Genomic DNA, 23,740 nt, shown 5'->3' with positions numbered 1-23,740 from the left:
AGGCATTGTGGCCGAGAGATCCGAAGTCGTGTTCGTCGACGGAGTCCGTACTCCGTTCGGGCGTGCTGGCGAGAAGGGCATGTACTGGCAGACCCGAGCCGACGACCTCGTCGTCAAGGCGATGATCGGTCTGCTGGAGCGCAACGGCGCGCTGCCGAAGGAGCGGGTGGACGAGGTGGCGATCGCCGCCACCACCCAGCAGGGCGACCAGGGCCTGACCCTCGGCCGCACGGCGGCGCTGCTCGCCGGGCTGCCGAAGTCGGTGCCCGGCTTCGCCGTCGACCGCATGTGCGCCGGAGCGATGACCTCGGTCACCGCGACCGCGGGCGGCATCGCGTTCGGCGCCTACGACGTGGTCCTCGCCGGCGGCGTGGAGCACATGGGCCGGCACCCGATGGGCTTCGGCGCCGACCCCAACCCGCGCTTCCTCTCCGAGCGCCTCGTCGGCGAGGACGCGCTCAACATGGGCCGCACGGCGGAGCGGATCCACGACCGCTTCCCGCACCTGACGAAGGAGCGCGCCGACCACTACGCCCTGCGGAGCCAGCAGAAGCTCGCCGCCGCGTACGCCGCCGGCAGCATCCAGCCGGACCTCGTCCCCGTCGCCACGCGCAGTGCCGCGGGCTGGGGCCTCGCGACCGCCGATGAGGCACCGCGCCCCGAGACGACCCTCGAGGGCCTCGCGGGCCTGCGGACCCCGTTCCGCCCCCACGGCCGGGTGACCGCGGGCAACTCCTCCGGGCTCAACGACGGGGCGACGGTGTCGCTCCTGGCCAGCGCCGACGCCGCGCAGGAGCTGGGCCTGTCCGCGAAGATGCGGATGGTGAGCTTCGCGTACGCCGGCGTCGAGCCCGAGATCATGGGCATCGGCCCGGTTCCCTCGACCGAGAAGGCGCTCCGCAAGGCGGGCCTGGGCATCGAGGACATCGGGCTCTTCGAGCTCAACGAGGCGTTCGCCGTGCAGGTGCTCTCCTTCCTCGACCATTTCGGCCTCGACGACGACGACCCGCGCGTCAACGAGTACGGCGGAGCGATCGCGATCGGCCACCCGCTCGCCTCCTCCGGGGTCCGGCTGATGATCCAGCTGGCCCGGCAGTTCGAGTCGCACCCCGAGGTCCGCTACGGCGTGACGGCCCTCTGCGTCGGCCTCGGCCAGGGCGGCACGGTGATCTGGGAGAACCCGCACTACGACGGCAAGCGCGGACGACGGAAGGGACGCTGACCCATGCTCGACGGATTCGAGAACCTCGTGGACCTCGCCGAGGGCGAGGTCGTCACCCACTCCTACGTCCGCGACGTGCCGCTGCCCAGCGGCCGAGCGCTCGCTCTGATCACGCTCGACAACGACCGCGACCACACCCGCCCCAACACCTTCGGGCCGGCGTCGCTCTTCGAGCTGGCGGACGTCCTCCTCACGCAGAAGGAGCGCGCGTCGCGCGGCGAGATCCAGGCGGTCGGCATCACCGGCAAGCCGTTCATCCTCGCCGCGGGAGCCGACCTCAGCAAGGTCGGGGCCATCCCGAGCCGTGAGCTCGGCCGCCAGCTGGCGCGCCTGGGCCACCGCACGCTGGGGATGCTGGCCGAGCTGGGCGTGCCGTCCTTCGCCTTCATCAACGGCCTCGCCCTGGGCGGCGGCACCGAGATCGGCCTGAACGCCGACTACCGCACCGTCGACTCCTCCATCCCCGCGCTCGGGCTCCCCGAGGTCTTCCTCGGCATCATCCCCGGCTGGGGCGGCGCGTGGCTCCTGCCGAACCTGATCGGCATCGAGAACGCCCTCAAGGTCGTCGTCGAGAACCCGCTGAAGAACAACCGCACGCTCAAGGGCCAGGAGGTGTTCGACCTCGGCATCGCCGACGCGATCTTCCCGCCCGCCGCCTTCCTCGAGGACTCGCTCCGCTGGGCCGACGGTGTGATCGGCGGCTCCGTGAAGGTGGAGCGGCTGAACGCACCCGGCAAGCTGGAGCGGCTGGTCAAGTGGGACGTCGCGATCTCGATCGCTCGCAAGCAGCTGGAGTCGCGGATCGGCACGGTCGCGGCGTCTCCGTACCGCGCGCTGGAGCTGCTCAAGGCCGCGAAGAACACCACGCGCGAGGAGGGCTTCGCCGCCGAGGACGAGGCGCTGGCCGACCTGATCTCCGGCGACCAGTTCCGCGCGAGCATCTACGCGTTCGATCTGGTGCAGAAGCGCGCCAAGCGTCCCGCGGGAGCGCCGGACAGGGCGCTGGCCAAGCCCGTCACCAAGGTCGGGGTCGTCGGCGCGGGCCTCATGGCCTCGCAGTTCGCGCTGCTCTTCCTCCGCCGCCTCCAGGTGCCGGTGGTCATCACCGACCTCGACCAGGAGCGGGTCGACAAGGGCGTCGCGGGCATCCGCGCCGAGATCGATGCGCTGCTGGCGAAGGGACGCGTCTCCCCCGACGACGCGAACCGCCTCCGGGCGCTGATCACCGGCACGACCGATCGCTCCGACTTCGCCGACGCCGACTGGGTGATCGAGGCGGTCTTCGAGGAGCTGTCGGTGAAGCAGGAGGTCTTCGCCGATATCGAGCGCTACGTCTCGCCCACGGCGGTGCTCGCGACCAACACCTCGTCCCTCTCCGTCGAGCGCATCGGCGAGCGGCTGGAGCACCCGGAGCGCCTCGTCGGCTTCCACTTCTTCAACCCGGTCGCGGTCATGCCGCTGATCGAGGTGGTAAGGACGCCGCACACCGACGACGAGACCCTCTCGACGGCGATGGTCACCGCCGCGAAGCTCAAGAAGAACGCCGTCATCACGCGCGACACCCCGGGCTTCGTGGTGAACCGCGTGCTGGCGAAGGTCCTGGGCGAGGCGATGCACGCGGTCGACACGGGCACTCCCTTCGAGGTCGTCGAGCAGTCGCTGGCTCCGTTCGGCCTGCCGATGACCCCGTTCGAGCTGCTCGAGCTGGTGGGCCTCAAGGTCGGCGCGCACGTGCTCGACACCCACCACGCCGCGTTCCCCGACCGCTTCTTCGACAGCCCCAACCTGCACCGCCTCGCCGAGCTCGGCCACGTCTTCGAGCGCGACGCGAAGGGGCGGGTGAAGGGCATCGACAAGCGCGCGGTCGCGATCGTCGCCGGCGGCACGGAGCCGATGACGGCCGAGCAGCTGCGGCTGCGCGTCGAGACGGGTCTCGCGGACGAGGTCAAGCGGATGCTGGACGACGACGTCGTGCACGCCGCCGAGGACATCGACCTCTGCCTGATCCTGGGCGCGGGCTACCCGTTCCAGATGGGTGGGCTCACGCCCTACCTCGACCGGGTCGGCGCGAGCGAGCGGGCGTTCGGGGACACGTTCCACCACCCCGCGATCCGCGGCGTCGACTGACGCGGAGTGCCGTGACGCGGAAGGGGCGCCGGATCGGATCCGGCGCCCCTTCCGCGCGTCGCCTGAGGGACGGGTCCCGACGGCCGATCAGTCGCTGCGGGCGTCGTCCCGGGCCTCGACCTCGTCCGGGAGCGGACGGGCGACCGGGATCTTGCTGCCCAGCACCTGCGCGACGACGTCGCGAGCGATGTGCTGGGGAGTGAGTCCGACGTCCTCGAGGATCTCCTCGCGCTTGGCGTGGTCGAGGAACTGGTCGGGCAGCCCGAGCTCGGTCACCGCGGTGTCCACGCCGGCCTCGCGCAGGTCCTGGCGGATGCGCGTGCCGATCCCGCCGACGCGCACCCCGTCCTCGATCGAGACGACGATTCGGTGCTCGCGGGCGAGCTCGATGATGCTGGTGGGCACGGGCACGACCCAGCGGGGGTCGACGACAGTGGCTCCGATGCCCTGGGCCGCGAGCCGCTGAGCGACCTCGAGACCCATCGCGGCCATCGGCCCGACCGTGACCAGCAGCACGTCCTTGCGCTCGGCTCGGGCGAGCACGTCGACCCCGTCGCCGAGACGCTCGACGGCGTCGATCTCGTCGCCGACGCTCCCCTTCGAGAAGCGCACCACGGTCGGCGCGTCGGTGACGCCGACGGCCTCGCGCAGCTCCTCGCGCAGGCGCACGGAGTCGCGCGGAGCGGCGAGGCGGATGTTCGGGACGACCTGCAGGATCGCCAGATCCCACATGCCGTGGTGGCTCGGACCGTCGGGTCCGGTGACTCCGGCGCGGTCCAGCACGAAGGTGACGCCCGCTCGGTGCAGTGCGACGTCCATCAGCACCTGGTCGAAGGCGCGGTTCACGAAGGTGGCGTACAGCGCGACGACCGGATGCAGCCCGCCGAAGGCGAGACCGGCGGCCGAGGTCACGGCGTGCTGCTCCGCGATGCCGACGTCGAAGACGCGCTCCGGGTACTTCTCCGCGAGGCGGTCGAGACCGACGGGCCGGAGCATGGCGGCCGTGATGCCGACGATCGTCGGGTCCTCGTCGGCCAGCGTGACGATCTCCTCGGCGAACACCGAGGTCCACGAGCGGGCCCCGGCCGCGCTCAGCGGCTCGCCCGTCTCGGGGTCGATCTGCCCGACGGCGTGGAACTGGTCGGCGAGGTCGTGCACGGCCGGACCGAAGCCCTTGCCCTTCTGGGTGATCGCGTGCACGATGACCGGCTGGCCGTAGTCCTTCGCCTGCTGGAGAGCCTCCTCCATCGCCGTCAGGTCGTGTCCGTCGATCGGCCCCAGGTACTTGATGTCGAGGTTGGAGTAGAGCGCCTCGTTGTTGATGAAGCGGCTGAGGAAGCCGTGGAGCCCGCCGCGAACGCCGCGGTAGACGGCGGCGGCGGGGCCGCCCAGCCGCTCCGAGACGGCCCGGGAGCCGCGGTGCATCGTGCGGTAGGTCGGCCGCGTGCGGACGCCGTTGAGGAAGCGGGCCATGCCGCCGATGGTCGGGGCGTAGGAGCGCCCGTTGTCGTTGACCACGATGACCAGCCCGCGGGAGTTGTCGTCGCTGATGTTGTTCAGCGCCTCCCAGGTCATGCCGCCGGTGAGGGCGCCGTCGCCCACGACCGCGACGACGTGGCGGTCGGTCTGGCCGGTCATCGTGAAGGCGCGGGAGATGCCGTCCGCCCAGGACAGCGAGCTGGAGGCGTGCGAGCTCTCGACGATGTCGTGCGGCGACTCCCTCCGCTGCGGGTAGCCGGCGAGGCCGCCGCGCTGCCGGAGCTTCGAGAAGTCCTGGCGACCGGTGAGCAGCTTGTGGACGTAGGACTGGTGACCGGTGTCGAACACGATCGCGTCGTGCGGCGAGTCGAAGACCCGGTGGATCGCGATGGTCGTCTCGACGACGCCGAGATTCGGCCCCAGGTGGCCGCCGGTCTTCGAGACCTCGCGCACGAGGAAGTCGCGGATCTCCTGCGCCAGCGTCTCGAGCTCGGCCGCGGTCAGGCGATCGAGATCGCGAGGACCGCCGATGGTCTCGAGAACAGCCATGCGCGCCGCCTTCCGGGGTCGTGAGCGAGGTGGGGACGTCTCCCGAGTCTACGCACGGGGCCCCCGGGAACGCGTGTGCGCCTCCCCCGCAGGGAAGGCGCACACGCTCTGCGGCTGATCTAGACGAGCGAGCGCAGCACGTACTGCAGGATGCCGCCGTTGCGGTAGTAGTCCGCCTCACCGGGGGTGTCGATGCGGACGACCGCGTCGAACTCGACGGTCTGCTTGCCCTCGGCCGAGTGCTCGGTCGGCTCGGCGACGACGTGGACCGTCTTGGGGGTGACGCCCTCGTTCAGCTCCTCGATGCCCGAGATGCTGATCGACTCGGTGCCGTCGAGGCCCAGCGACTCCCAGCTCTCGCCCGCAGGGAACTGCAGCGGGACGACGCCCATGCCGATGAGGTTCGAGCGGTGGATCCGCTCGAAGCTCTCGACGATGACCGCCTTGACGCCCAGCAGGCTCGTTCCCTTGGCCGCCCAGTCGCGCGACGAGCCGGAGCCGTACTCCTTGCCGCCCAGGATGACGAGCGGGGTGCCCTCGGCCTGGTAGTTCTGCGACGCGTCGTAGATGAACGACTGCGGGGCGTCCGGCTGCGTGAAGTCACGGGTGTAGCCGCCCTCCACGCCGTCGAGCAGCTGGTTGCGCAGGCGGATGTTCGCGAACGTGCCGCGGATCATCACCTCGTGGTTGCCGCGGCGCGAGCCGTAGGAGTTGTAGTCCTTGCGGTCGATGCCGTGCTCGTCGAGGTAGCGGCCGGCGGGGCTGTCGGCCTTGATCGAGCCGGCGGGGCTGATGTGGTCGGTCGTGACGGAGTCGCCGAGCTTGGCGAGCACGCGGGCACCGGCGATGTCGGTGACCGGGGTCGTCTCCATCGTCATGCCGTCGAAGTACGGGGGCTTCCGCACGTAGGTCGACGACTCGTCCCACTCGAAGATCGAGCCCTCGGGGGTCTGCAGCGCGCGCCAGCGCTCGTCGCCGTCGAACACGCCCGCGTACTGCGTGTCGAACATCGACTTGTCGATCGACGAGTCGATCGTCGCCTGCACCTCGGCCGCGTCGGGCCAGATGTCCTTGAGGAACACGTCCTTGCCGTCGGAGTCGGTGCCGAGCGCGTCGACCTCGAAGTCGAAGTTCATCGAGCCGGCGAGCGCGTAGGCGATGACGAGCGGGGGGCTCGCCAGGTAGTTCATCTTCACGTCCGGGTTGATGCGGCCCTCGAAGTTGCGGTTGCCCGAGAGCACGGCGGTCACGGCGAGGTCGTTGTCCTGCACCGCGGCCGAGATCTCCTCGAGCAGCGGGCCGGAGTTGCCGATGCAGGTCGTGCAGCCGTAGCCGACCGTGTAGAAGCCGAGCGCCTCGAGCGACTCGGTCAGGCCGGCCTTCTCGTAGTAGTCGGTGACGACCTTCGATCCGGGCGCCAGCGTGGTCTTGACCCACGGCTTGGCCTTCAGGCCCCTCTGCGCCGCGTTGCGGGCCAGCAGGCCGGCCGCGAGCATGACGGACGGGTTCGACGTGTTGGTGCACGAGGTGATCGCCGCGATCGCGACGGCGCCGTGATCGATCGTGAAGGTCCCGCCCTCGCCGAGCTCGACCGTGGTCGGCTTGGAGGCGGTCGCCGGCGCGTGCGAGCGGTGGGTGTGCTCGTGGCTGCTGTGCTCGTCCTGCGGCTGCAGCTCTCCGGGATCGGAGGCGGGGAACGACTCCGCGATGGTCAGGTCGACGATGTCGTGCGAGACGTCCGCGTAGTTGGTGAGGTCCGACTCGAACTGCGTCTTAGCGGACGAGAGCTCGATCCGGTCCTGCGGGCGCTTCGGGCCGGCGATCGAGGGGACGACGGTGCCGAGGTCGAGCTCGAGGTACTCGCTGAAGACCGGCTCGACCGCGGGGTCGTGCCAGAGCTTCTGCAGCTTGGAGTACTGCTCGACGAGGGCGATCTGCTCGTCGCTGCGGCCGGTGAGGCGCAGGTAGTCGAGGGTCACGTCGTCGATGGGGAACATCGCGGCGGTGGAGCCGAACTCGGGGCTCATGTTGCCGATGGTGGCGCGGTTCGCGAGCGGCACCGCGGCGACGCCTGCCCCGTAGAACTCGACGAACTTGCCGACCACGCCGTGCTTGCGCAGCATCTGCGTGATGGTGAGCACGACGTCCGTCGCGGTCACGCCGGTCGGGATCGAGCCGGTGAGCTTGAAGCCGACGACCTTCGGGATGAGCATCGAGACGGGCTGGCCGAGCATCGCGGCCTCGGCCTCGATGCCGCCGACGCCCCAGCCGAGCACGCCGAGGCCGTTGACCATCGTCGTGTGCGAGTCGGTGCCGACGCAGGTGTCGGGGTAGGCGCGCAGCGCACCGCCCACCTCGCGGGTCATGGTGACGCGGGCCAGGTACTCGATGTTGACCTGGTGCACGATGCCGGTTCCGGGCGGGACGACCTTGAAGTCGTCGAAGGCGGTCTGGCCCCAGCGGAGGAACTGGTACCGCTCGCCGTTGCGCTCGTACTCGAGCTCGACGTTGCGCTCGAGCGCGTCCTCGGTGCCGAAGAGGTCGGCGATGACGGAGTGGTCGATCACCATCTCGGCGGGCGCGAGCGGGTTGATCCGGTTCGCGTCGCCGCCCAGGGCAGCGACGGCCTCGCGCATCGTGGCGAGGTCGACGATGCAGGGCACGCCGGTGAAGTCCTGCATGACCACGCGGGCCGGCGTGAACTGGATCTCGGTGTCGGGCTCCGACTCCGGGACCCACTCGCCGAGGGCGCGGATGTGGTCGGCGGTGATGTTCGCGCCGTCCTCCGTGCGGAGGAGGTTCTCGAGCAGCACCTTGAGGCTGAACGGGAGCTTCTCGTGACCGGGGACCCGGTCGATGCGGAACACCTCGTAGTCGGTCGAGCCGACCTTCAGGGTGTCTTTCGATCCAAAGCTGTCTACCGCGGACACGTCGCCCTCTCCTTCGCTGACTGCAGCGTCCGCCGACGGGCGGAGCCGCTCTCCGTCCTCATCTTGACGACCGCGCACAGCGGCCTGCCACCAAGGAGGACCTAACTCCTCGACGCCGAGGCGCCCGGTCGACCTCGCCGCGACGGTGCGGGGAGGCGAGCGCTATTTATCTCGACGTCGAGACAATTCTATGCACGATCCGGAGCATCGCCCGCATCGGCGCGCTCGCCGGCTCCGCGGTACTCGGCCCGGACGGCGAGCACGGTGAGCACCAGCAGCGGCGCGTACAGGGGCAGGCCGAGCGCCAGCTTCCAGATGCCCAGCGCCGTGGTGTCCTCGGCGAGGAACAGCGGGTACTGCACGGCCAGGCGCAGGAGGAAGAGCCCCGCCCACGCGAGGGTCAGGGCGCCGAAGAGGCGGCGCTTGCGCCGATCGGATCGCCAGGCGGTGCCGTCCCCCATCAGGAAGCCGGCGGCGACGCCGATCAGGGGCCAGCGCACGAGGACGGAGAGGAGGAAGACGAGCCCGTAGACGAGGTTGGTGAGCAGCCCCAGGGCGAAGTTGTCGACGCCCCGCCCGGTGAACAGCGCCAGTGCGGCCGAGACCACCACGGCGAGCAGTCCGCCGACGGCCTGGATCACCGGCGTCCGGCCGAGCACCCGCGCCACCGTGAACGCCACGGCGAGCCCGACGGATGCGACCAGCGAGAGCACGAGCTCCGAGGTGACCGTGTAGAGCAGGACGAAGGCTATGCCGGGCACGACGGCCTCGAGGATCCCCCGGACGCCGCCCATGGTGCGCAGCAGCGCCTTCCCGTCGAACGGCTCGCCGTCGGCGACCGCGCCGAGTCCCGAGCGGCGGGCGGCCTGCGCGATCGCGTCGCCCACCTCTTGCCGGACCGGCTCCTCCGATCGGGCCGGGTCCTCGGGCCGCACCGGCTCCATGCCGGTCAGCTCGCGCTCTGCTGGGTCTGGCTGCCGGTCGGCACCTTCAGCGGGATCAGGTCGCGCGGAGGCATCGGGCCGCTGCCGCGGACCACGACGATGCTGCGGAAGAGCTCCTCGACCGAAGCGGCCGCCTGCTCGTCGACGGCTCCGGCTCCGGCGATCACGCCGCGGAGGAACCAGCGCGGACCGTCGACGCCGACGAACCGGGCGACGCGGGTCTGGCCGCCGGCGATCGGGAGCTCGGCGACGAGCTCCGGACCGAAGACGCCGTCGCGCTCCGTCGTCGATCCGCCCTGACGGCCGATCTGCTCGGCGATCTGGCCGCGGATCTCGTGCCAGAGGCCCGAGGAGCGCGGCGCGGAGAAGGGCTGCACCTGCAGCGTCGACCCTGCGTAGTCGAGGCCGACGGCGATGACGCGCTTGGTCCCCTCCTCGACCTCGAGGCGGATGTGCATGCCCTCGCGGGGAAGCACCTTCACCCCGCCGAGGTCGATGTAGGGGCGGACCGGGTTGGCCTCGCGCTCGTCCAGGGGCCCGGCCTCCGCGCGGTCCTCCGGCGCCGACTTCTCGAAGTCCTGCTGGACGGGCTCGGCGGCCTCGCCGGCCGTGGGCTGGATGTCGCTCATGCGCTCTCCTCGTGGATTCTGGTCTCCTGGGCGCCGGCGGCGTACCCGGTGGATCCGAAGCCGCCCGTGCCGCGGACCGACTCGGGAAGCTCGTCGACGGCCGTGAACCTCGCCTGGACGACGGGGACGATCACGAGCTGCGCGATCCGGTCCCCCGCCGAGACGCGGTACGTCTCGCGGCTGTCGGTGTTCAGCAGCGCCACCCGGATCTCACCGCGGTAGCCCGCGTCGATCGTTCCGGGGGCGTTGACGACGGTGATGCCGTGCCTGAAGGCCAGCCCGCTGCGGGGGACGACGAAGCCGGCGTGGCCCTCCGGGAGGGCGACGGCCACCCCTGTGCCGACGGAGGCGCGCTCACCGGGGGCGAGCACCACGTCCTCCGTCGAGTGGAGATCGGCTCCCGCGTCGCCCGGACGGGCGTAGGAGGGGAGCCGGTCCGCGGTGATCGGGACGTCGACGGTTGCAGGCACGTGACGAGGGTAGACCAAACGTCTGATCCAATAGGGTCATGCCGTCCTACCGAGAGAGGCTGTGGCCCGCGCCCTGGCTCTTCGTCGCCACCGCCCTCGTGATCCCCGCCAGCATCCTGGTGTTCGCGCCCATCGACCTCGCGGTGGGGGTGATCGCCGCGGTCGTGCTGTACGCGGGCTGCGTGCTGTCGCTGCTGGCCCTCTCCCCCGTGATCGAGGTGGCGGAGGGTGAGCTGCGCGCCGGCCGCGCGCACATCCCGCTGGACCTCGTGGGCGAGCCGTCCTCCTACTCGGGGGACCAGGCGTTCGCCGAGCGCGGGACGCGCCTGGACGCGCGGGCGTACCTGGTCATCCGCGGCTGGGTGAAGGAGGTGGTGCGGGTCCCGATCGAGGATCCGGCCGACCCGACGCCGTACTGGCTGGTCTCCACCCGCCGCCCGGACGACATCGTCGCCGCGATCCGGGGATCACGGCGACGGAGCGGTCGTCCTTCGGAGCCGGGAGGCGCTTAAGCGGCGCACTCCAGGCAGATCGGTCCGAGCTTCTCCTCGTGGTCGATCTGCGAGCGGTGCTTCACGAGGAAGCAGCTCACGCACGTGAACTCGTCCGCCTGGGGCGGAAGGACCACGACGTCCAGATCGAGGTCGGACAGATCGGCACCGGGCAGTTCGAATCCGCCCGGGTTGTCGGCGTCATCGACGTCGACGACTCCGGACATCTTGTCGGGGACTCGCTCCTTCAGGGCCTCGATCGACTCGGAGTCGTCATCGGTCTTGCGGGGGGCGTCGTAGTCCGTAGCCATTCCCATCCACTTCTTATTTCTGCTGTTCAACAAATCGGCGGGGTCAGTGTGCATCACGACGCATCGATTCGCAAACCACCTCGAACGGCTCTTGACACCCGCTCGCCCCGCCTCCTTCCGCACCAACTTTCGACCCGCCCGGGGTATTCCCGGCCGATCGCCCGGGCGCGTGGCATCCTTGCCCGGTCCGCGTCCAGAAGGAGGGTCCCCACGATGATGGAACTGAAGGTGATCGGCGTCGAGGGCGGATCGCTCGTCCTCGTGTCCGAGGGCGGCGAGCGCTTCTCGGTCCGCATCGACGAGACGCTGCAGAGCCAGCTGCGGCCGCGGGTCCACACCCTCCCGCCGCGCGAGAAGCGCGTCTCCCCCCGCGAGATCCAGGCCCACATCCGCTCCGGGCTCTCCGCCGAGGAGGTCGCCGAGCTCACGGGCGCCGACCTGGGCTACGTCCAGCGCTTCGAGGGACCCGTCACGGCCGAGCGCGAGCACATCGTCGCGTCCGCTCTCGCCGTGCGCGTCTACACGACCACCGACCCCGATCCCCTCGAGGAGGGCACGCCCTTCGGCGACGTCATCCGCGACCGCCTCGCGTCGCTCGGCGCCGAGGGCGAGCAGTGGTCGAGCTGGAAGGAGGAGGAGGGCTGGGTCGTCAAGCTCCTCTTCCGCTCGGACGAGATCGACCACGACGCCCGCTGGCGCTTCGACCCGCGGAAGGCGCTGCTGTCGCCGCTGACCTCCGAGGCGATCACGCTCTCGCAGCAGGGTGAGATCCGGCCGACCCTCATCCCGCGCCTGCGCGCCGTCATCCCCGCCGCCGTCGACGAGCTCGCCACGCGCTTCGACACGGAGTCCGCGGAGGCGCCGAGCCGCTCCGCCCGGGCCGACCACCCCACCGCCGGCCGCCCCGCCGCGATGCCGCACGCCCGGCCGGCCGCCGTCCGCCCCTCCGACACGGAACCGCAGCCGGCCCTCTCCGAGACCCCGCGCCCGATCTCGACGCTCCCCCGCCCCGTCACGAGCACGACGGAGCAGCGCGAGCGCAACCTCAACGACACCGCCGACCTGCTCGACGCCCTGCGGCGCCGCCGGGGCGAGCGCGATCACGCCTCGAGCCTCCGCGTCCGCGAGGAGCCGGAGCCCGAGGCGGAGGCCGCTCCTCCGGTCGAGAAGGCACCGGAGCCGCCGCGCACCGCTCCCCCGGTCCCCGAGCAGCCGTCGGGCGTGCGCGGGAGCCTCCGCCGGGGGCGGGCGTCGATGCCGAGCTGGGACGAGATCGTCTTCGGAGCGCGCAGCGACGACTGACCCTCCGCCGGCGCGGCTCCGCCGGGGTGGACGGTGCCCCCGTGCACTCGGCCCGGCTCAGGCCAGCGCGCCGAAGCGGAGGAGCGGCACCTGCGTCTCCTCCGGCGTGAGCGACCCGTGCTGCCCGATCATCGAGCGGCCGGAGGAGTCGTCCGCCGCGTAGTAGGCGATGGTCCTCCGCGCCGCGACGAACACGTCGCCCATCCGCTCGGCCGCCGCCGGAGAGACCTCGCCGAACCAGCCGCTCACGGCGACCTCGTCGCGCGTCGCGATCCAGGCGCGTGCGCCCTCCGCCTCGATCCAGCGCCGCGCCACCTCGTCGGGGTCCACACCCGGCTCGAGGTGCAGCTGCAGGCAGCGGGGCTCTCCGCCGAGGTGCCGGACGCCCTCGAGTAGCGGTCCCCGCTCGACGAGCACGTGCGAGGACGCCGGAACGTCCACGATGCCGTGGTCGGCGGTGACCAGCACGCTCTCGCGGGCGGAGAGCCCGCGGACCGCTCCGCCGACCTCCCCGTCCAGGAGCTCGAGCGCTGCCGTCCACTCCGGCGACTCCCAGCCGCGCGCGTGCGCCGCCTGGTCGAGCTCGGGGACGTAGAGGTACACGAGCTGCCGGCCGCCCTCGTCGAGCAGGGCGCGCGCCGCCGTGAAGCGCTCGGCGACGCCGCCGGCGGAGTGGTACTCGGCGCCGCGCAGGATCGCCCGCGTGAGACCGGAGCGGGCGTACCGCGCTGGGCCGATCACTCCGGCCCGGACACCGGCGGCCGAGGCCTGCTCGAAGACCGTGGGGTGGGGCTGCCACGTCTCGGGCACCATGCCCTCGTCCCAGCCGGAGAGCTGGTTGACCAGGCGGTCGTAGGCGCGGTCGAGCACGCGGTAGCCGACCATCCCGTGCCCGCCCGGGCGCAGGCCCGTCGTCAGGCTCGCCAGGGCCGCCGCGGTGGTCGTCGGGAAGCCCGAGACGAGCGTGGTGCCGCGGTTGAGGGCCGGAGCGAGCGTGCGCGAGTGGCCCCCGCGCTGGCGGAGGTTCGCGGCACCCAGGCCGTCGACGAGGACGACCACGATCCGCTCGACGCGGGGCGAGCCGAAGAGGCCGGGGCGGCCCAGGAGCGCGTCGAGGGCGCCCGGCAGGACGTCGGCGAGGCTCCGCCGCCCGTCGGGGGCTGGCGGTAGCATGTGGGTCATCGCGCCCAGTTTCGCACAGCGCCGCCGTCCCCGCCGGGCCGGTGCAGCGGAGCGTCCGCGTGAACGGGAGGGCCGGTCCCGTCCGCGAGGCGCCGTCTCCGCTCCGCCCGTCCCGTCGAGCGCCGCAGGGCGGTGCAGTCCCCCGCCGCCGCCCCGCGCCCGCCACCGAATCGAGTCATGAACGCTGCAGCCCCCTCCTCCGGATCCTCGCTCACCGAGCGCATCGAGGACGTCGACGTCTCGGCCGAGATGGAGGGGTCCTTCCTCGAGTACGCGTACTCGGTCATCTACTCGCGGGCCCTGCCCGACGCCCGCGACGGCCTCAAGCCGGTGCAGCGCCGGATCCTCTACATGATGAGCGAGATGGGGCTGCGGCCCGATCACGGCCACGTGAAGTCGGCCCGCGTGGTCGGCGAGGTGATGGGCAAGCTGCACCCGCACGGCGACGCCTCGATCTACGACTCCCTCGTCCGCCTCGCCCAGCCGTTCACGATGAGGGTCGCCCTCGTCGACGGGCACGGCAACTTCGGCTCCCTCGACGACGGCCCGGCCGCGGCCCGCTACACCGAGGCCCGCCCCGCCCCGGCCGCCACGGCCATGACCGAGCACCTCGGCGAGGACGTCGTCGACTTCGTCCCGAACTACGACAACTCGCACGACCAGCCCGAGGTCCTCCCCTCCGCGTTCCCGAACCTGCTGGTCAACGGGGCCAGCGGCATCGCCGTCGGCATGGCGACGAACATGGCGCCCCACAACCTCGTGGAGGTGATCGGGGCGGCCCGGCACCTGATCGCCCATCCCGACGCGTCCCTGGACGACCTGATGTCGTTCGTCCCCGGACCGGACTTCCCGAGCGGTGGCACGATCGTCGGCCTCGCCGGCGTGCGCGACGCTTACGCGACCGGCCGGGGCGGCTTCAAGACCCGCGCGCGCGTCTCGGTCGAGAGCATCACCGCGCGCAAGTCCGGCCTGGTCGTCACCGAGCTGCCCTACCTCGTCGGCGCCGAGAAGGTCATCGACAAGATCAAGGACGGCGTCCAGAACAAGAAGCTCAGCGGCATCTCGGACGTCACCGACCTGACGGACCGGGACAACGGCCTCCGGCTCGTCATCGGGATCAAGACCGGCTTCAGCCCGGAGGCCGTCCTCGAGCAGCTCTACCGCTACACGCCCCTCGAGGACGCGTTCTCGATCAACAACGTCGCGCTGGTCGACGGCGGCCCGCGCACCCTCGGCCTGAAGGAGCTGCTGCAGGTCTACATCGGCCACCGGGTGCAGGTCGTCACCCGGCGGACCCGCTACCGACTGCGCAAGCGCCAGGAGCGGCTGCACCTGGTCGAGGGCCTGCTCATCGCGATCCTCGACATCGACGAGGTCATCCAGCTGATCCGCGGGAGCGACGACACCGCGGCGGCGCGGGCCCGGCTGATCGAGGTCTTCGACCTCAGCACCCTGCAGGCCGACTACATCCTCGAGCTCCAGCTCCGCCGTCTCACGAAGTTCTCGCGCATCGAGCTCGAGACCGAGCGCGACACCCTCCTCGCCGAGATCGCCGAGCTCGAGGCCCTCCTCGCCAGCCGCTCACGGATCGACGAGCTGGTCTCGGACGAGCTCGACGAGGTCGCCCAGCGCCTCGGGACCCCGCGGCGCACCCTGCTCACCGAGGCGCGTCCCTCCGTCGCCACCACCGGGCGGAAGGCCGCCGCGGTGCTCGAGATCGCGGACGTGCCCTGCCGGGTGCTGCTGAGCACCACCGGCCGCATGGTGCGGGTCGACCGCGACCCCGAGGCCGCTCCCCACCCCGAGCGCGCCACGCGCCGCTCGAAGCACGACGCCGTCCTCAGCGTGCTCGACACGACCAGCCGGACGGAGATCGGCGCGGTCACCAGCGCCGGTCGGCTCCTCCGCTTCTCGCCGGTCGACGTGCCCGCCGTCCCCTCCTCCTCGGTGCAGCTGGGCGCGGGCGTGCGCATGAGCGACTACCTCCCGCACCTGGCGAAGGACGAGCGGGTGCTCGCGCTCGTCGCCCTCGACGACGAGCGGCCGATCGCGCTCGGCACCCAGCAGGGCGTCGTCAAGCGCGTCGCGCCGGGCGAGCTGCCCAACCGCCCGGACATCGAGCTCATCGCCCTGAAGCCGAAGGACGCCGTCGTGGGCGCGGCCGCGTCGGCGGAGGAGGACGAGCTGGTCTTCGTCACCGGCGAGGCCCAGCTGCTGCGCTTCCCCGCGTCCGCCGTCCGCCCTCAGGGCCGGACCGCCGCGGGGATGGCCGGGGTCAAGCTGGCCGAGACCGACGACGTCGTGCACTTCGCCGTCGTCGCCGCCGAGGACCGGGACGAGGCCGTCGTCGCGACGGTCGCCGTCGACAGCTGGGCCCTCTCGGGGACCGACACCGGCAGTGCGAAGGTCTCGCCGTTCTCGGAGTTCCCCGCCAAGGGCAGGGCCACCGGCGGAGTCCGTGCGCAGCGCTTCCTCAAGGGCGAGACCGCCCTCGGAGTGGCGTGGGTCGGCCCCGGTCCCGCGCACGCGCTCGAGGCCGACGGCTCGGTCGCCGCGCTGCCCGACTCCGGGATGAAGCGCGACGGCTCCGGCGTGGCGCTCGCGGCGCCGATCGCGACGATCGGAGCGGCGCCCGAGGTGTTCTGAGCCCCGCGGCTCAGACGTCGATGCGGTCCCGCGACAGCGACTCGGACCCGCGGACGATGAACTCCTTGCGGGGTGCCACGTCGTTGCCCATCAGCAGCTCGAACACCCGGCCGGCGTTCTCCGCGTCGGCGACCCGCACCCGGCGGAGGGTGCGGCGGGAGCGGTCCATGGTCGTCGTGGCCAGCTGGTCCGCGTCCATCTCGCCGAGCCCCTTGTAGCGCTGGATCGGGTCCTGGTAACGGCGGCCCGCCTTGCCGAGGGCCGCGAGCACGCTCTGCAGCTCCTTCTCGGAGTAGGTGTAGATCGTCTCGTTCGGCTTCTTCCCCGCGTTCATCACCACGAGCCGGTGCAGCGGAGGCACGGCGGCGAAGACGCGCCCCGCCTCGACGAGCGGCCGCATGTAGCGGAAGAAGAGCGTGAGCAGCAGGGTGCGGATGTGGGCGCCGTCGACGTCGGCATCGCTCATCAGGATGATCTTCCCGTAGCGGGCGGCCGAGAGGTCGAAGGAGCGGCCGGAGCCGGCTCCGATCACCTGGATCATCGAGGCGCACTCGGCGTTCGAGAGCATGTCGGCGATGCTCGCCTTCTGCGTGTTGAGGATCTTCCCCCGGATCGGCAGCAGGGCCTGGTACTCGCTGTTGCGGGCGAGCTTGGCGGTGCCGAGGGCGGAGTCGCCCTCGACGATGAAGAGCTCGCTGTTCTCGACGTCGCTGCTGCGGCAGTCGACCAGCTTCGCCGGAAGGGAGGAGGACTCCAGCGCGTTCTTGCGGCGCTGCGTCTCCTTGTGCGCGCGGGCCGAGATCCGCGACTTCATCTCGGCGACGACCTTCTCGAGGAGCTGGGAGGTCTGCGCCTTGTCCTCGCGGCGCGTCGAGGAGAACACCACGCCCAGCGTCGAGGCGATGGTGGAGGCGACGATCGCGCGGACCGCGGGCGTGCCCAGCACCTCCTTCGTCTGGCCTTCGAACTGCGGCTCAGGGAGCCGCACGGTCAGCACGGCGCTGAGCCCGGCGAGGACGTCGTCCTTCTCGAGCTTGTCCGAGCCGACCTTGAGGCGGCGGGCGTTCGCCTCCACCTGGGAGCGGAGCAGCTTCAGCAGGCCCTGCTCGAAGCCGGTCTGGTGCGTCCCGCCCTTGGGCGTCGAGATGATGTTCACGAAGCTGCGCATCACCGTCTCGTAGCCGGTGCCCCAGCGCAGGGCGATGTCGACCTCGCAGGTGCGCTCCACCTCGGTGGGCACCATGGCGCCGCCGGGGGTCAGCACCGGCACGGTCTCGGTGAAGGTGCCGGAGCCGGTGAGGCGCAGCACCTCGGTCACGGGGGCGTCGGGGGCGAGGAACTCGACGAACTCCGAGATGCCGCCGTCGTAGCGGAACATCTCGGCGCGGCGCTCGTCCGCCCGGTCGTCGACGATGTCGATCGTCAGGCCGGGGACGAGGAACGCGGTCTGCCGGGCGCGCGTCACCAGGTCGTCCGTCTGGAACGAGGCGCCCTTCGTGAAGATCTGGCGGTCGGCCCAGTAGCGCACGCGCGTACCGGTGACGCCCTTGGCGACCTTCCCGACGACCGTCAGCTCCGACCCGTTCTCGAACGGCGTGAACGGAGCGTCGGGGGTGGGCTCGCCCGCGTCGGCGAAGCGCCCAGGCTCCCCCCGGTGGAACGACATCCGGTAGGTGCGGCCGTTGCGGTCGACCTCGACGTCGAGGCGCTCCGAGAGCGCGTTGACCACGGAGGCGCCGACGCCGTGCAGACCGCCGGACGCCGCGTAGGACCCGGAGCCGAACTTGCCGCCCGCGTGCAGCTTCGTGAACACGACCTCGACTCCGGAGAGCCCCGTCTTCGGCTCGATGTCGACCGGGATCCCGCGCGCGCGGTCGCGCACCTCGACGCTGCCGTCGGCGTGCAGGAGCACGCTGATCTCGGTCCCGTGCCCGGCCAGCGCCTCGTCGACGGAGTTGTCGATGACCTCCCAGAGGCAGTGCATGAGGCCGCGCGAGTCGGTCGATCCGATGTACATGCCGGGCCGCTTCCGGACCGCCTCGAGACCCTCGAGGACGGAGAGGTGGCGGGCGTTGTAGTCGGTGGAGGCCATCCGCCCAGTCTACTTTCGGGAACCGCTCCGGCCGCGGTGGCGCGGCACCCGACGACAGCACGATGGCCGCTCGGCGCGGGGCCCCTACGCGCAGAGCGAAATGCCGACCGATCGACTCCGTGCGGAAACAATCGCGTGCTTGGATGGGTTCCACTAAGCAGAGATCGAAGAACGAGTGCAGGAGGCCAAGTCATGTCGACCACAGCAACCCAGAACGGCGTGGACGAGCTCGCCGGTGCCCACCAGCTCTCCGCCGCCGACCGCTGCGACAGCTGCGGTGCCCAGGCGTACATCCGAGTGGTCGTGAACAACGGAGAACTGCTGTTCTGCGCGCACCACGGGAAGAAGTACCAGGAGAAGCTCTCCAGCATCGCCCAGAGCTGGCACGACGAGTCCGCCCGACTCTTCGAGGAGCAGCGCCCCTAGCGTGTCCCCGATCAGCCCGGACGGCGCGTCAGCGCCCTACCGACCGACACCGAGCCGCTTCGCGATCACATCGCGAGCGGCTCGTGCCGTTTCATCGACCAGGCGGAGACGCTCGTCCGACGGGGAGTAGGCGTCGCCGAGGGCGCGCCGCAGGATCGCGTCCGCGAGCGAGGGGTTCTTCGCGAGGACGGGGCCGTGCAGGTGCGTGCCCAGAAGGCCTCCCTCCGCGTAGCCCTCGTGGCCGGCGCCGTCGCCGGTGCCGTGCAGCACTCGGCCGAGCGCGTGCTCGGGCGCGATCCCGGTCATCCGGCGCTCGTGGTTCTCGAAGCCGATGAGGACGCCGCCCGGCGTCTCGACGAGGAGGTCGTCGGTCGCGCGCTCGCCCGTGACCGAGTCTCCGGGGAACAGCCCGATCCCCTGGGCTCCGCCCGCGGCCGTGCTGATCGAACCGGCCAGCATCTCCCAGCCGGCTCCGACCGCGACCACCTGGGTGCCCTGGTCGACCCAGGCCCGCAGCGTCGGCGCGATCTCGTGGAGGAGAGCCAGGACGCCCGGGAGGTCCTCGTCCGCTCCCGTCCCGGCGACCAGGACGTCCGGACGGACCTCGGCGTCGGAGGCGGTCGCCAGCGGCACCACCTCCGCCTCGACGCCCGACCAGCGCGCCCGAGCCGCGAGGACCCGGGCGTTCGCCGCGTCGCCGTTGCTGTCCAGGACGTCGGGAGCGAGCACGGCGATGCGGAGGGTGGTCACGCGGTCTCCTCGCGGTTGGTGACGAGCTGCAGGTGCGCACGGGTGCGGCGCATCGAATCCGCCGAGAAGACGATGGTCTTCCGGCCGGAGGCGGGGGTCGGCAGAGCGAGGAACGCGTCGAGCGCGCGACCCAGGTCCTCGTCGACGGAGTCGACGCGCACGCCGTCGTAGCGCAGGTGCAGCGCCGCCTCGTGCGCCTTCGACCCCGAGACGACTCTGACGTGCCCGAGCACGGAGGTGTCCACGGGCCAGAAGTAGGAGGGGTCTCGGACGTCGGAGCCGATCGCGAGCATGATCTGCTCGGTCCCCTCGGGGATCTCCGCGATGTTCAGGCGGTAGCTCGCCGGGTTCTGGACCAGGACGAACTCGACCTCGTGGCCGCGCACGGTGACGATCTCGCCCCGCCCGAAGACGGGGTCGATGCTCGAGAGCGCGGAGGCGGCGAGGGCCGGGTCGAAGCGCTCAGCGAGCACGGCGCGGGCCGTGGAGACGGCCGCTGCGGCGTCCACCGCGTAGTGGACGCCCCGTGCGGGGAGCCGGACCTCGAGCGGGTCGCCGTCGCTGATGATGCGCGCGGCCGCTCCCGTCGTGCTCTCGACGACGGTGGTCGCACGGTCGGTCCCGGCCTCCGCCTCTGCGGCGTAGCCGAGACCGCCGGACGCGGAGTCGCGGATGGAGGAGGAGACGCCGTACCAGCGGATCCGCTCGTCGGGGAGGGAGGTCGCGACATCGGCGACGTGGCGGTCGTCGGCGTTCAGCACGACGGGACCGGTCGCGCGGGAGGCGATGGTGCCGAGCATCCGGGCGACCATGGCCGGGTCGAAGAAGCGGTCGATCTGGTCGACCACCACGTTCGTCAGCAGGACGACGCGGGGGCGCATCCGGGGCGCGAGGCGCGCGCCGTGACCCTCGTCCATCTCGAGGACGGCGATGTCGGCGTCGATCCGTCCGCGGAGGTCCGCCCGCTCCAGGAGCGCGGAGGTCAGCCCCTGGGCGATGTTGGCCGTCGAGGGGTTGGTGAAGACCCGGAGCCCGTGCGCGCGGAGCACCGCGACCAGCATCTTGGTCGTGGTCGACTTGCCCGCCGATCCCGTGACGACCACGAGGCCGTCCCGGAATCCGTCGAGCACCGCGGGCAGGAATCCGGGCGCGACACGGTTCACCACGAGTCCGGGCACGGCGGATCCCCCGCCGGGCTTCCGGACCCGCGCGGCGAACCGGGCGGCCCTCCCGAGGAGGACCGCCGGCGCGTAGCGGATCACCGGCCTACTCGAGGTAGTCGCGGAGCGACTGCGAGCGGGACGGGTGGCGGAGCTTGGCCATCGTCTTGGACTCGATCTGACGGATGCGCTCGCGCGTCACGCCGAAGGTGTCGCCGATCTGGTCGAGCGTCTTCGGCATGCCGTCGCCGAGGCCGAAGCGCATGCGGATCACGCCGGCCTCGCGCTCCGAGAGCGAGTCGAGCAGCGACTCCAGCTGCTTCTGCAGCATGGTGAAGCCTACGGCGTCGGCCGGGACGACCGCCTCGGTGTCCTCGATGAGGTCGCCGAACTCGCTGTCGCCGTCCTCGCCCAGGGGCGTGTGCAGCGAGATCGGCTCGCGCCCGTACTTCTGCACCTCGATGACCTTCTCGGGGGTCATGTCGAGCTCGCGCGAGAGCTCCTCGGGCGTGGGCTCGCGGCCCAGGTCCTGGAGCATCTGGCGCTGCACGCGGGCCAGCTTGTTGATGACCTCGACCATGTGCACCGGGATGCGGATGGTGCGGGCCTGGTCGGCCATCGCGCGGGTGATCGCCTGGCGGATCCACCACGTGGCGTAGGTCGAGAACTTGAAGCCCTTGGTGTAGTCGAACTTCTCGACCGCACGGATGAGGCCCAGGTTGCCCTCCTGGATGAGGTCGAGGAACTGCATCCCGCGACCGGTGTAGCGCTTCGCGAGGCTGACGACGAGCCGGAGGTTCGCTCCGAGCAGGTGGCTCTTCGCGCGCTGGCCGTCCTTCGCGACCCAGCGCAGCTCGCGGACGAGCTCCGGGCTGAGGTCGGTCGAGTTGGCGAGCTTGTCCTCGGCGAACAGGCCGGCCTCGATGCGCATCGCGAGCTCGACCTCCTCGGCCGCGTTCAGGAGCGCGACCTTGCCGATCTGCTTCAGGTAGTCCTTGACCGGGTCGGCGGTGGCGCCGGTGATCGCGGTCGAGTAGACCGGGACCTCGTCGTCCTCTCCGCCGAACGACAGGACGAGCGCACCGCTCGGGAGCGGCTCGGCCGGAGCGGCGACGGCAGCGGCGGCCGGGGCCTCCGGCGTCTCCGCGTCGTCCTTCGCGTCGGTCTCGGTGTCCTCGGCGACGACCTCGGTCTCCTCCTCCTCCGCCGCCTCGTCGGGCTCGACGGCGTCGGTCGGCTCCTCCTCGGTGTCGGCGGGAGCGGCGGCCTTGGTCGTGGCGCGCGAGCGGGTCGTCTTGGCCGCGGTGGTCTTGGCCGCCGTGGTCTTCGCCGCGGGCTTGCGCGTCGCGGGCTTCTTGGTGGTCGTCGTCACGTCGTCGTCGACGGCGTCGAGCGTTGCGGTCTTGGTAGCTCTGGTGGCCATGGCGGCACCTCTCCATCCGTTGCGTCCCGGGGGCGGGCGGCGCGGGAAGGCGTCGTCCGTCGGTGGGCATTACGAGGACCCATGTCAAGTCGAGGACGTCGCACGCCCGACGTGGGCCTGGTGCTCCTCGACCCGAACGGGTCCTATTGACAATTATTGCACGTCTGAGTAGTGCAGCCGTGCGGTGCGGTGCGAGTGGGGCTCGATCCGGCGGGATCCGGGCCGTTCCGCTGGGACATCGCGTCTGCAGAAGGGCGGATCGACGGACGACCGTCAGCGCCCCGCGCGGCCGCGGCGCATCCGGTCACTCAGTGCAACCCAGAGAGGGGCCACGGTTATTCCCTCGTCCTCGGCCAGGCGGCGGCGGGTCCGGCGGCGCGCGACGACGAGTCCGACGACTCCGGCGCCGACCACCACGTACTGCACGCACCACGCCAGGCGGAACTGCTCGAGCGAGTAGGTCTGCTCGGAGGAGGCACCGGGACCGGCCAGTGCGTCGAGGATCAGGCCGATCGCGAACATCATCGTGAAGCTGGCCAGGAACCCGCCCACGTTGACGACTCCGTTCGCCGCGCCGAGGCTCCGCGAGGGGTTGAACGTGCGGGCGAAGTCGAACCCGATCATGGAGCCGGGGCCGCCCGCTCCGACGACGATCAGGAGCAGCACCACGAGCCAGTACGGCGGGATGCCGGGCCAGAGCAGCACGACGGTCCAGGCGACCGCCATCGCCGAGACGATCCCGAGCACGAGGTTGCTGCGGCGCATGGGGTGGCGGGCGGTCAGGACGCCGAGTACCGGCCCGACGACGATCCCCGCGATCACGACGATCGTGAGGGTCGGCGCGGCGACGGTCGGCGGCAGACCGATCGCGTAGACGAGGAAGGGGTAGCCCCAGAGGAGCGTGAAGACCGTGCCGGAGGACTGCGTGACGAAGTGCGACCAGAAGCCGAGCTGCGTCCCCGGCCGGCGCAGGCTCACTCCGAGCTGCGCGATCGTCGCCCGGAGCGTCGGGGGCACCACCGTGATCGGCTCGGTGCGCGGCGGAACGTCGGCGACCAGGAGGAGCACGCCGAGGAAGGACACGGCCCCGAGGCCGGCGGCGCTGAGGAACGCGGGCTCCCAGCCGAACGTGTGGAGGATCGCCGCGAACGGGAGTGCGGAGAGGATCTGGCCCACCTGGCCGATGTTGCCGATCCACTGCGAGAGCTGCGGCACGATCGGTCCGCTGAACCAGGTGACCGTGAGGCGGATCACGGAGGTGAAGATCGCGGCGTCCCCCGCTCCCAGCAGGATCCGCCCGACGATCGCGACGCCGATGCCCGGCGCGATCGCGACCACGACCTGGCCCGCCATCATCAGGGCCGTGCCCGAGAGGATCAGGGTCCGCGGGCCGAACCGGTCGATGAGGATCCCGACCGGGATCTGCATCCCGGCGTAGACGATCAGCTGGACGACGGCGAGCGACGAGAGGACGGCGGCGGCCACCCCGAACCGCTCCGCGGCGTCCACTCCTGCGACGCCCAGCGTCGTGCGGTCCAGGACCGCGACGAGGTAGGCGAACGCTCCGGCACCGAAGACGAACCAGGCTCGACGATCACGCACTCGTC

18 protein-coding genes are annotated in these 23,740 nt (G+C 71.5%); 6 read left to right on the top strand and 12 right to left on the bottom strand.

Annotated features, from left to right (window positions below):
- The first annotated feature begins 7 nt into the window (after nt 1-7).
- Nucleotides 8-1,222, top strand: coding sequence for a thiolase family protein (locus C5C54_RS09975; protein ID WP_104288268.1), 1,215 nt, complete (start codon nt 8-10; stop codon nt 1,220-1,222).
- A gap of 3 nt (nt 1,223-1,225) precedes the next feature.
- Nucleotides 1,226-3,349, top strand: coding sequence for a 3-hydroxyacyl-CoA dehydrogenase NAD-binding domain-containing protein (locus tag C5C54_RS09970; protein ID WP_104288267.1), 2,124 nt, complete (start codon nt 1,226-1,228; stop codon nt 3,347-3,349).
- An 87-nt stretch (nt 3,350-3,436) separates the two neighbouring features.
- Here the strand turns inward: C5C54_RS09970 and dxs are convergent, their stop codons facing one another.
- The 5 genes from dxs to dut form a co-directional block, all read right to left on the bottom strand.
- A complete protein-coding gene (gene dxs / locus C5C54_RS09965) occupies nt 3,437-5,377 on the bottom strand; it encodes a 1-deoxy-D-xylulose-5-phosphate synthase (RefSeq protein ID WP_104222098.1) in 1,941 nt (646 codons plus the stop codon).
- A 119-nt stretch (nt 5,378-5,496) separates the two neighbouring features.
- Nucleotides 5,497-8,307, bottom strand: coding sequence for an aconitate hydratase AcnA (gene acnA / locus C5C54_RS09960; RefSeq protein WP_104288266.1), 2,811 nt, complete (start codon nt 8,305-8,307; stop codon nt 5,497-5,499).
- A gap of 188 nt (nt 8,308-8,495) precedes the next feature.
- Nucleotides 8,496-9,251, bottom strand: coding sequence for a DUF3159 domain-containing protein (locus C5C54_RS09955; RefSeq protein ID WP_104288265.1), 756 nt, complete (start codon nt 9,249-9,251; stop codon nt 8,496-8,498).
- A gap of 5 nt (nt 9,252-9,256) precedes the next feature.
- Complete coding sequence (locus tag C5C54_RS09950) at nt 9,257-9,880, bottom strand: DUF3710 domain-containing protein (protein ID WP_104248032.1); 624 nt, start codon at nt 9,878-9,880, stop codon at nt 9,257-9,259.
- Nucleotides 9,877-10,350: a dUTP diphosphatase gene (dut, locus tag C5C54_RS09945; protein WP_104222105.1), complete on the bottom strand. Its 474-nt coding sequence runs from the start codon at nt 10,348-10,350 to the stop codon at nt 9,877-9,879. Before dut ends, C5C54_RS09950 begins: the two co-directional genes overlap by 4 nt.
- Nucleotides 10,351-10,388: 38 nt before the next feature.
- Between dut and C5C54_RS09940 the strand changes: the two genes are divergently transcribed.
- Nucleotides 10,389-10,862 carry a DUF3093 domain-containing protein gene (locus C5C54_RS09940; protein WP_104288264.1) on the top strand — a complete coding sequence of 158 codons (474 nt, stop codon included), beginning with the start codon at nt 10,389-10,391 and terminating at the stop codon, nt 10,860-10,862.
- Here C5C54_RS09940 and C5C54_RS09935 read toward each other — a convergent pair.
- Nucleotides 10,859-11,152: a DUF4193 domain-containing protein gene (locus C5C54_RS09935; protein ID WP_055792269.1), complete on the bottom strand. Its 294-nt coding sequence runs from the start codon at nt 11,150-11,152 to the stop codon at nt 10,859-10,861. The genes C5C54_RS09940 and C5C54_RS09935 overlap by 4 nt on opposite strands.
- Before the next feature lie 213 nt (nt 11,153-11,365).
- Here C5C54_RS09935 and sepH point away from each other — a divergent pair, with 213 nt between their 5' ends.
- On the top strand, nt 11,366-12,454 hold the full coding sequence (gene sepH / locus C5C54_RS09930) for a septation protein SepH (RefSeq protein WP_104232567.1): 1,089 nt from the start codon (nt 11,366-11,368) through the stop codon (nt 12,452-12,454).
- A 57-nt stretch (nt 12,455-12,511) separates the two neighbouring features.
- Here the strand turns inward: sepH and C5C54_RS09925 are convergent, their stop codons facing one another.
- Complete coding sequence (locus C5C54_RS09925) at nt 12,512-13,636, bottom strand: alkaline phosphatase family protein (protein WP_258063286.1); 1,125 nt, start codon at nt 13,634-13,636, stop codon at nt 12,512-12,514.
- A 177-nt stretch (nt 13,637-13,813) separates the two neighbouring features.
- On the opposite strand from C5C54_RS09925, the gene C5C54_RS09920 reads away from it, so the two are divergent.
- Nucleotides 13,814-16,282: a DNA topoisomerase (ATP-hydrolyzing) subunit A gene (locus C5C54_RS09920; RefSeq protein WP_104288263.1), complete on the top strand. Its 2,469-nt coding sequence runs from the start codon at nt 13,814-13,816 to the stop codon at nt 16,280-16,282.
- 10 nt (nt 16,283-16,292) lie between these two features.
- Here the strand turns inward: C5C54_RS09920 and C5C54_RS09915 are convergent, their stop codons facing one another.
- The gene (locus tag C5C54_RS09915) at nt 16,293-18,374 is read right to left on the bottom strand and encodes a type IIA DNA topoisomerase subunit B (RefSeq protein WP_104222112.1); all 2,082 of its coding nucleotides are present in this window, start codon (nt 18,372-18,374) and stop codon (nt 16,293-16,295) included.
- A gap of 192 nt (nt 18,375-18,566) precedes the next feature.
- Here C5C54_RS09915 and C5C54_RS09910 point away from each other — a divergent pair, with 192 nt between their 5' ends.
- Entirely contained in the window at nt 18,567-18,800 is a 234-nt protein-coding gene (locus tag C5C54_RS09910) for a hypothetical protein (protein ID WP_068212876.1), read from the top strand.
- A gap of 36 nt (nt 18,801-18,836) precedes the next feature.
- Here the strand turns inward: C5C54_RS09910 and C5C54_RS09905 are convergent, their stop codons facing one another.
- The 4 genes from C5C54_RS09905 to C5C54_RS09890 all read right to left on the bottom strand — a co-directional run bounded on the left by C5C54_RS09905 (nt 18,837) and on the right by C5C54_RS09890 (nt 23,735).
- The gene (locus tag C5C54_RS09905) at nt 18,837-19,550 is read right to left on the bottom strand and encodes a type 1 glutamine amidotransferase (protein WP_146078817.1); all 714 of its coding nucleotides are present in this window, start codon (nt 19,548-19,550) and stop codon (nt 18,837-18,839) included.
- Nucleotides 19,547-20,812: a Mur ligase family protein gene (locus tag C5C54_RS09900; RefSeq protein WP_104288261.1), complete on the bottom strand. Its 1,266-nt coding sequence runs from the start codon at nt 20,810-20,812 to the stop codon at nt 19,547-19,549. Before C5C54_RS09900 ends, C5C54_RS09905 begins: the two co-directional genes overlap by 4 nt.
- 4 nt (nt 20,813-20,816) lie before the next feature.
- Nucleotides 20,817-22,133, bottom strand: a complete 1,317-nt coding sequence (locus C5C54_RS09895; RefSeq protein WP_104232561.1) for an RNA polymerase sigma factor — start codon at nt 22,131-22,133, stop codon at nt 20,817-20,819.
- A 273-nt stretch (nt 22,134-22,406) separates the two neighbouring features.
- The gene (locus tag C5C54_RS09890) at nt 22,407-23,735 is read right to left on the bottom strand and encodes a nitrate/nitrite transporter (protein WP_104288260.1); all 1,329 of its coding nucleotides are present in this window, start codon (nt 23,733-23,735) and stop codon (nt 22,407-22,409) included.
- Between the last annotated feature and the right edge of the window lie 5 nt (nt 23,736-23,740).

It is taken from the genome of Rathayibacter sp. AY1F2 (assembly GCF_002930885.1).
Taxonomy (GTDB): Bacteria; Actinomycetota; Actinomycetes; order Actinomycetales; family Microbacteriaceae; genus Rathayibacter.
This window is presented reverse-complemented; position numbering and strand designations above follow the sequence as displayed.

Excerpts from the sequence above, each read along its gene's own strand:
- C5C54_RS09910 (WP_068212876.1), top strand. The coding sequence starts at position 18,567 with ATGTCGACCACAGCAACCCAGAACGGCGTGGACGAGCTCGCCGGTGCC.
- C5C54_RS09970 (WP_104288267.1), top strand. The coding sequence starts at position 1,226 with ATGCTCGACGGATTCGAGAACCTCGTGGACCTCGCCGAGGGCGAGGTC.
- C5C54_RS09950 (WP_104248032.1), bottom strand. The coding sequence starts at position 9,880 with ATGAGCGACATCCAGCCCACGGCCGGCGAGGCCGCCGAGCCCGTCCAG.
- C5C54_RS09920 (WP_104288263.1), top strand. The coding sequence starts at position 13,814 with ATGAACGCTGCAGCCCCCTCCTCCGGATCCTCGCTCACCGAGCGCATC.
- sepH (WP_104232567.1), top strand. The coding sequence starts at position 11,366 with ATGATGGAACTGAAGGTGATCGGCGTCGAGGGCGGATCGCTCGTCCTC.
- C5C54_RS09925 (WP_258063286.1), bottom strand. The coding sequence starts at position 13,636 with ATGACCCACATGCTACCGCCAGCCCCCGACGGGCGGCGGAGCCTCGCC.
- dxs (WP_104222098.1), bottom strand. The coding sequence starts at position 5,377 with ATGGCTGTTCTCGAGACCATCGGCGGTCCTCGCGATCTCGATCGCCTG.
- C5C54_RS09935 (WP_055792269.1), bottom strand. The coding sequence starts at position 11,152 with ATGGCTACGGACTACGACGCCCCCCGCAAGACCGATGACGACTCCGAG.
- C5C54_RS09940 (WP_104288264.1), top strand. The coding sequence starts at position 10,389 with ATGCCGTCCTACCGAGAGAGGCTGTGGCCCGCGCCCTGGCTCTTCGTC.
- C5C54_RS09955 (WP_104288265.1), bottom strand. The coding sequence starts at position 9,251 with ATGGAGCCGGTGCGGCCCGAGGACCCGGCCCGATCGGAGGAGCCGGTC.
- C5C54_RS09895 (WP_104232561.1), bottom strand. The coding sequence starts at position 22,133 with ATGGCCACCAGAGCTACCAAGACCGCAACGCTCGACGCCGTCGACGAC.
- C5C54_RS09915 (WP_104222112.1), bottom strand. The coding sequence starts at position 18,374 with ATGGCCTCCACCGACTACAACGCCCGCCACCTCTCCGTCCTCGAGGGT.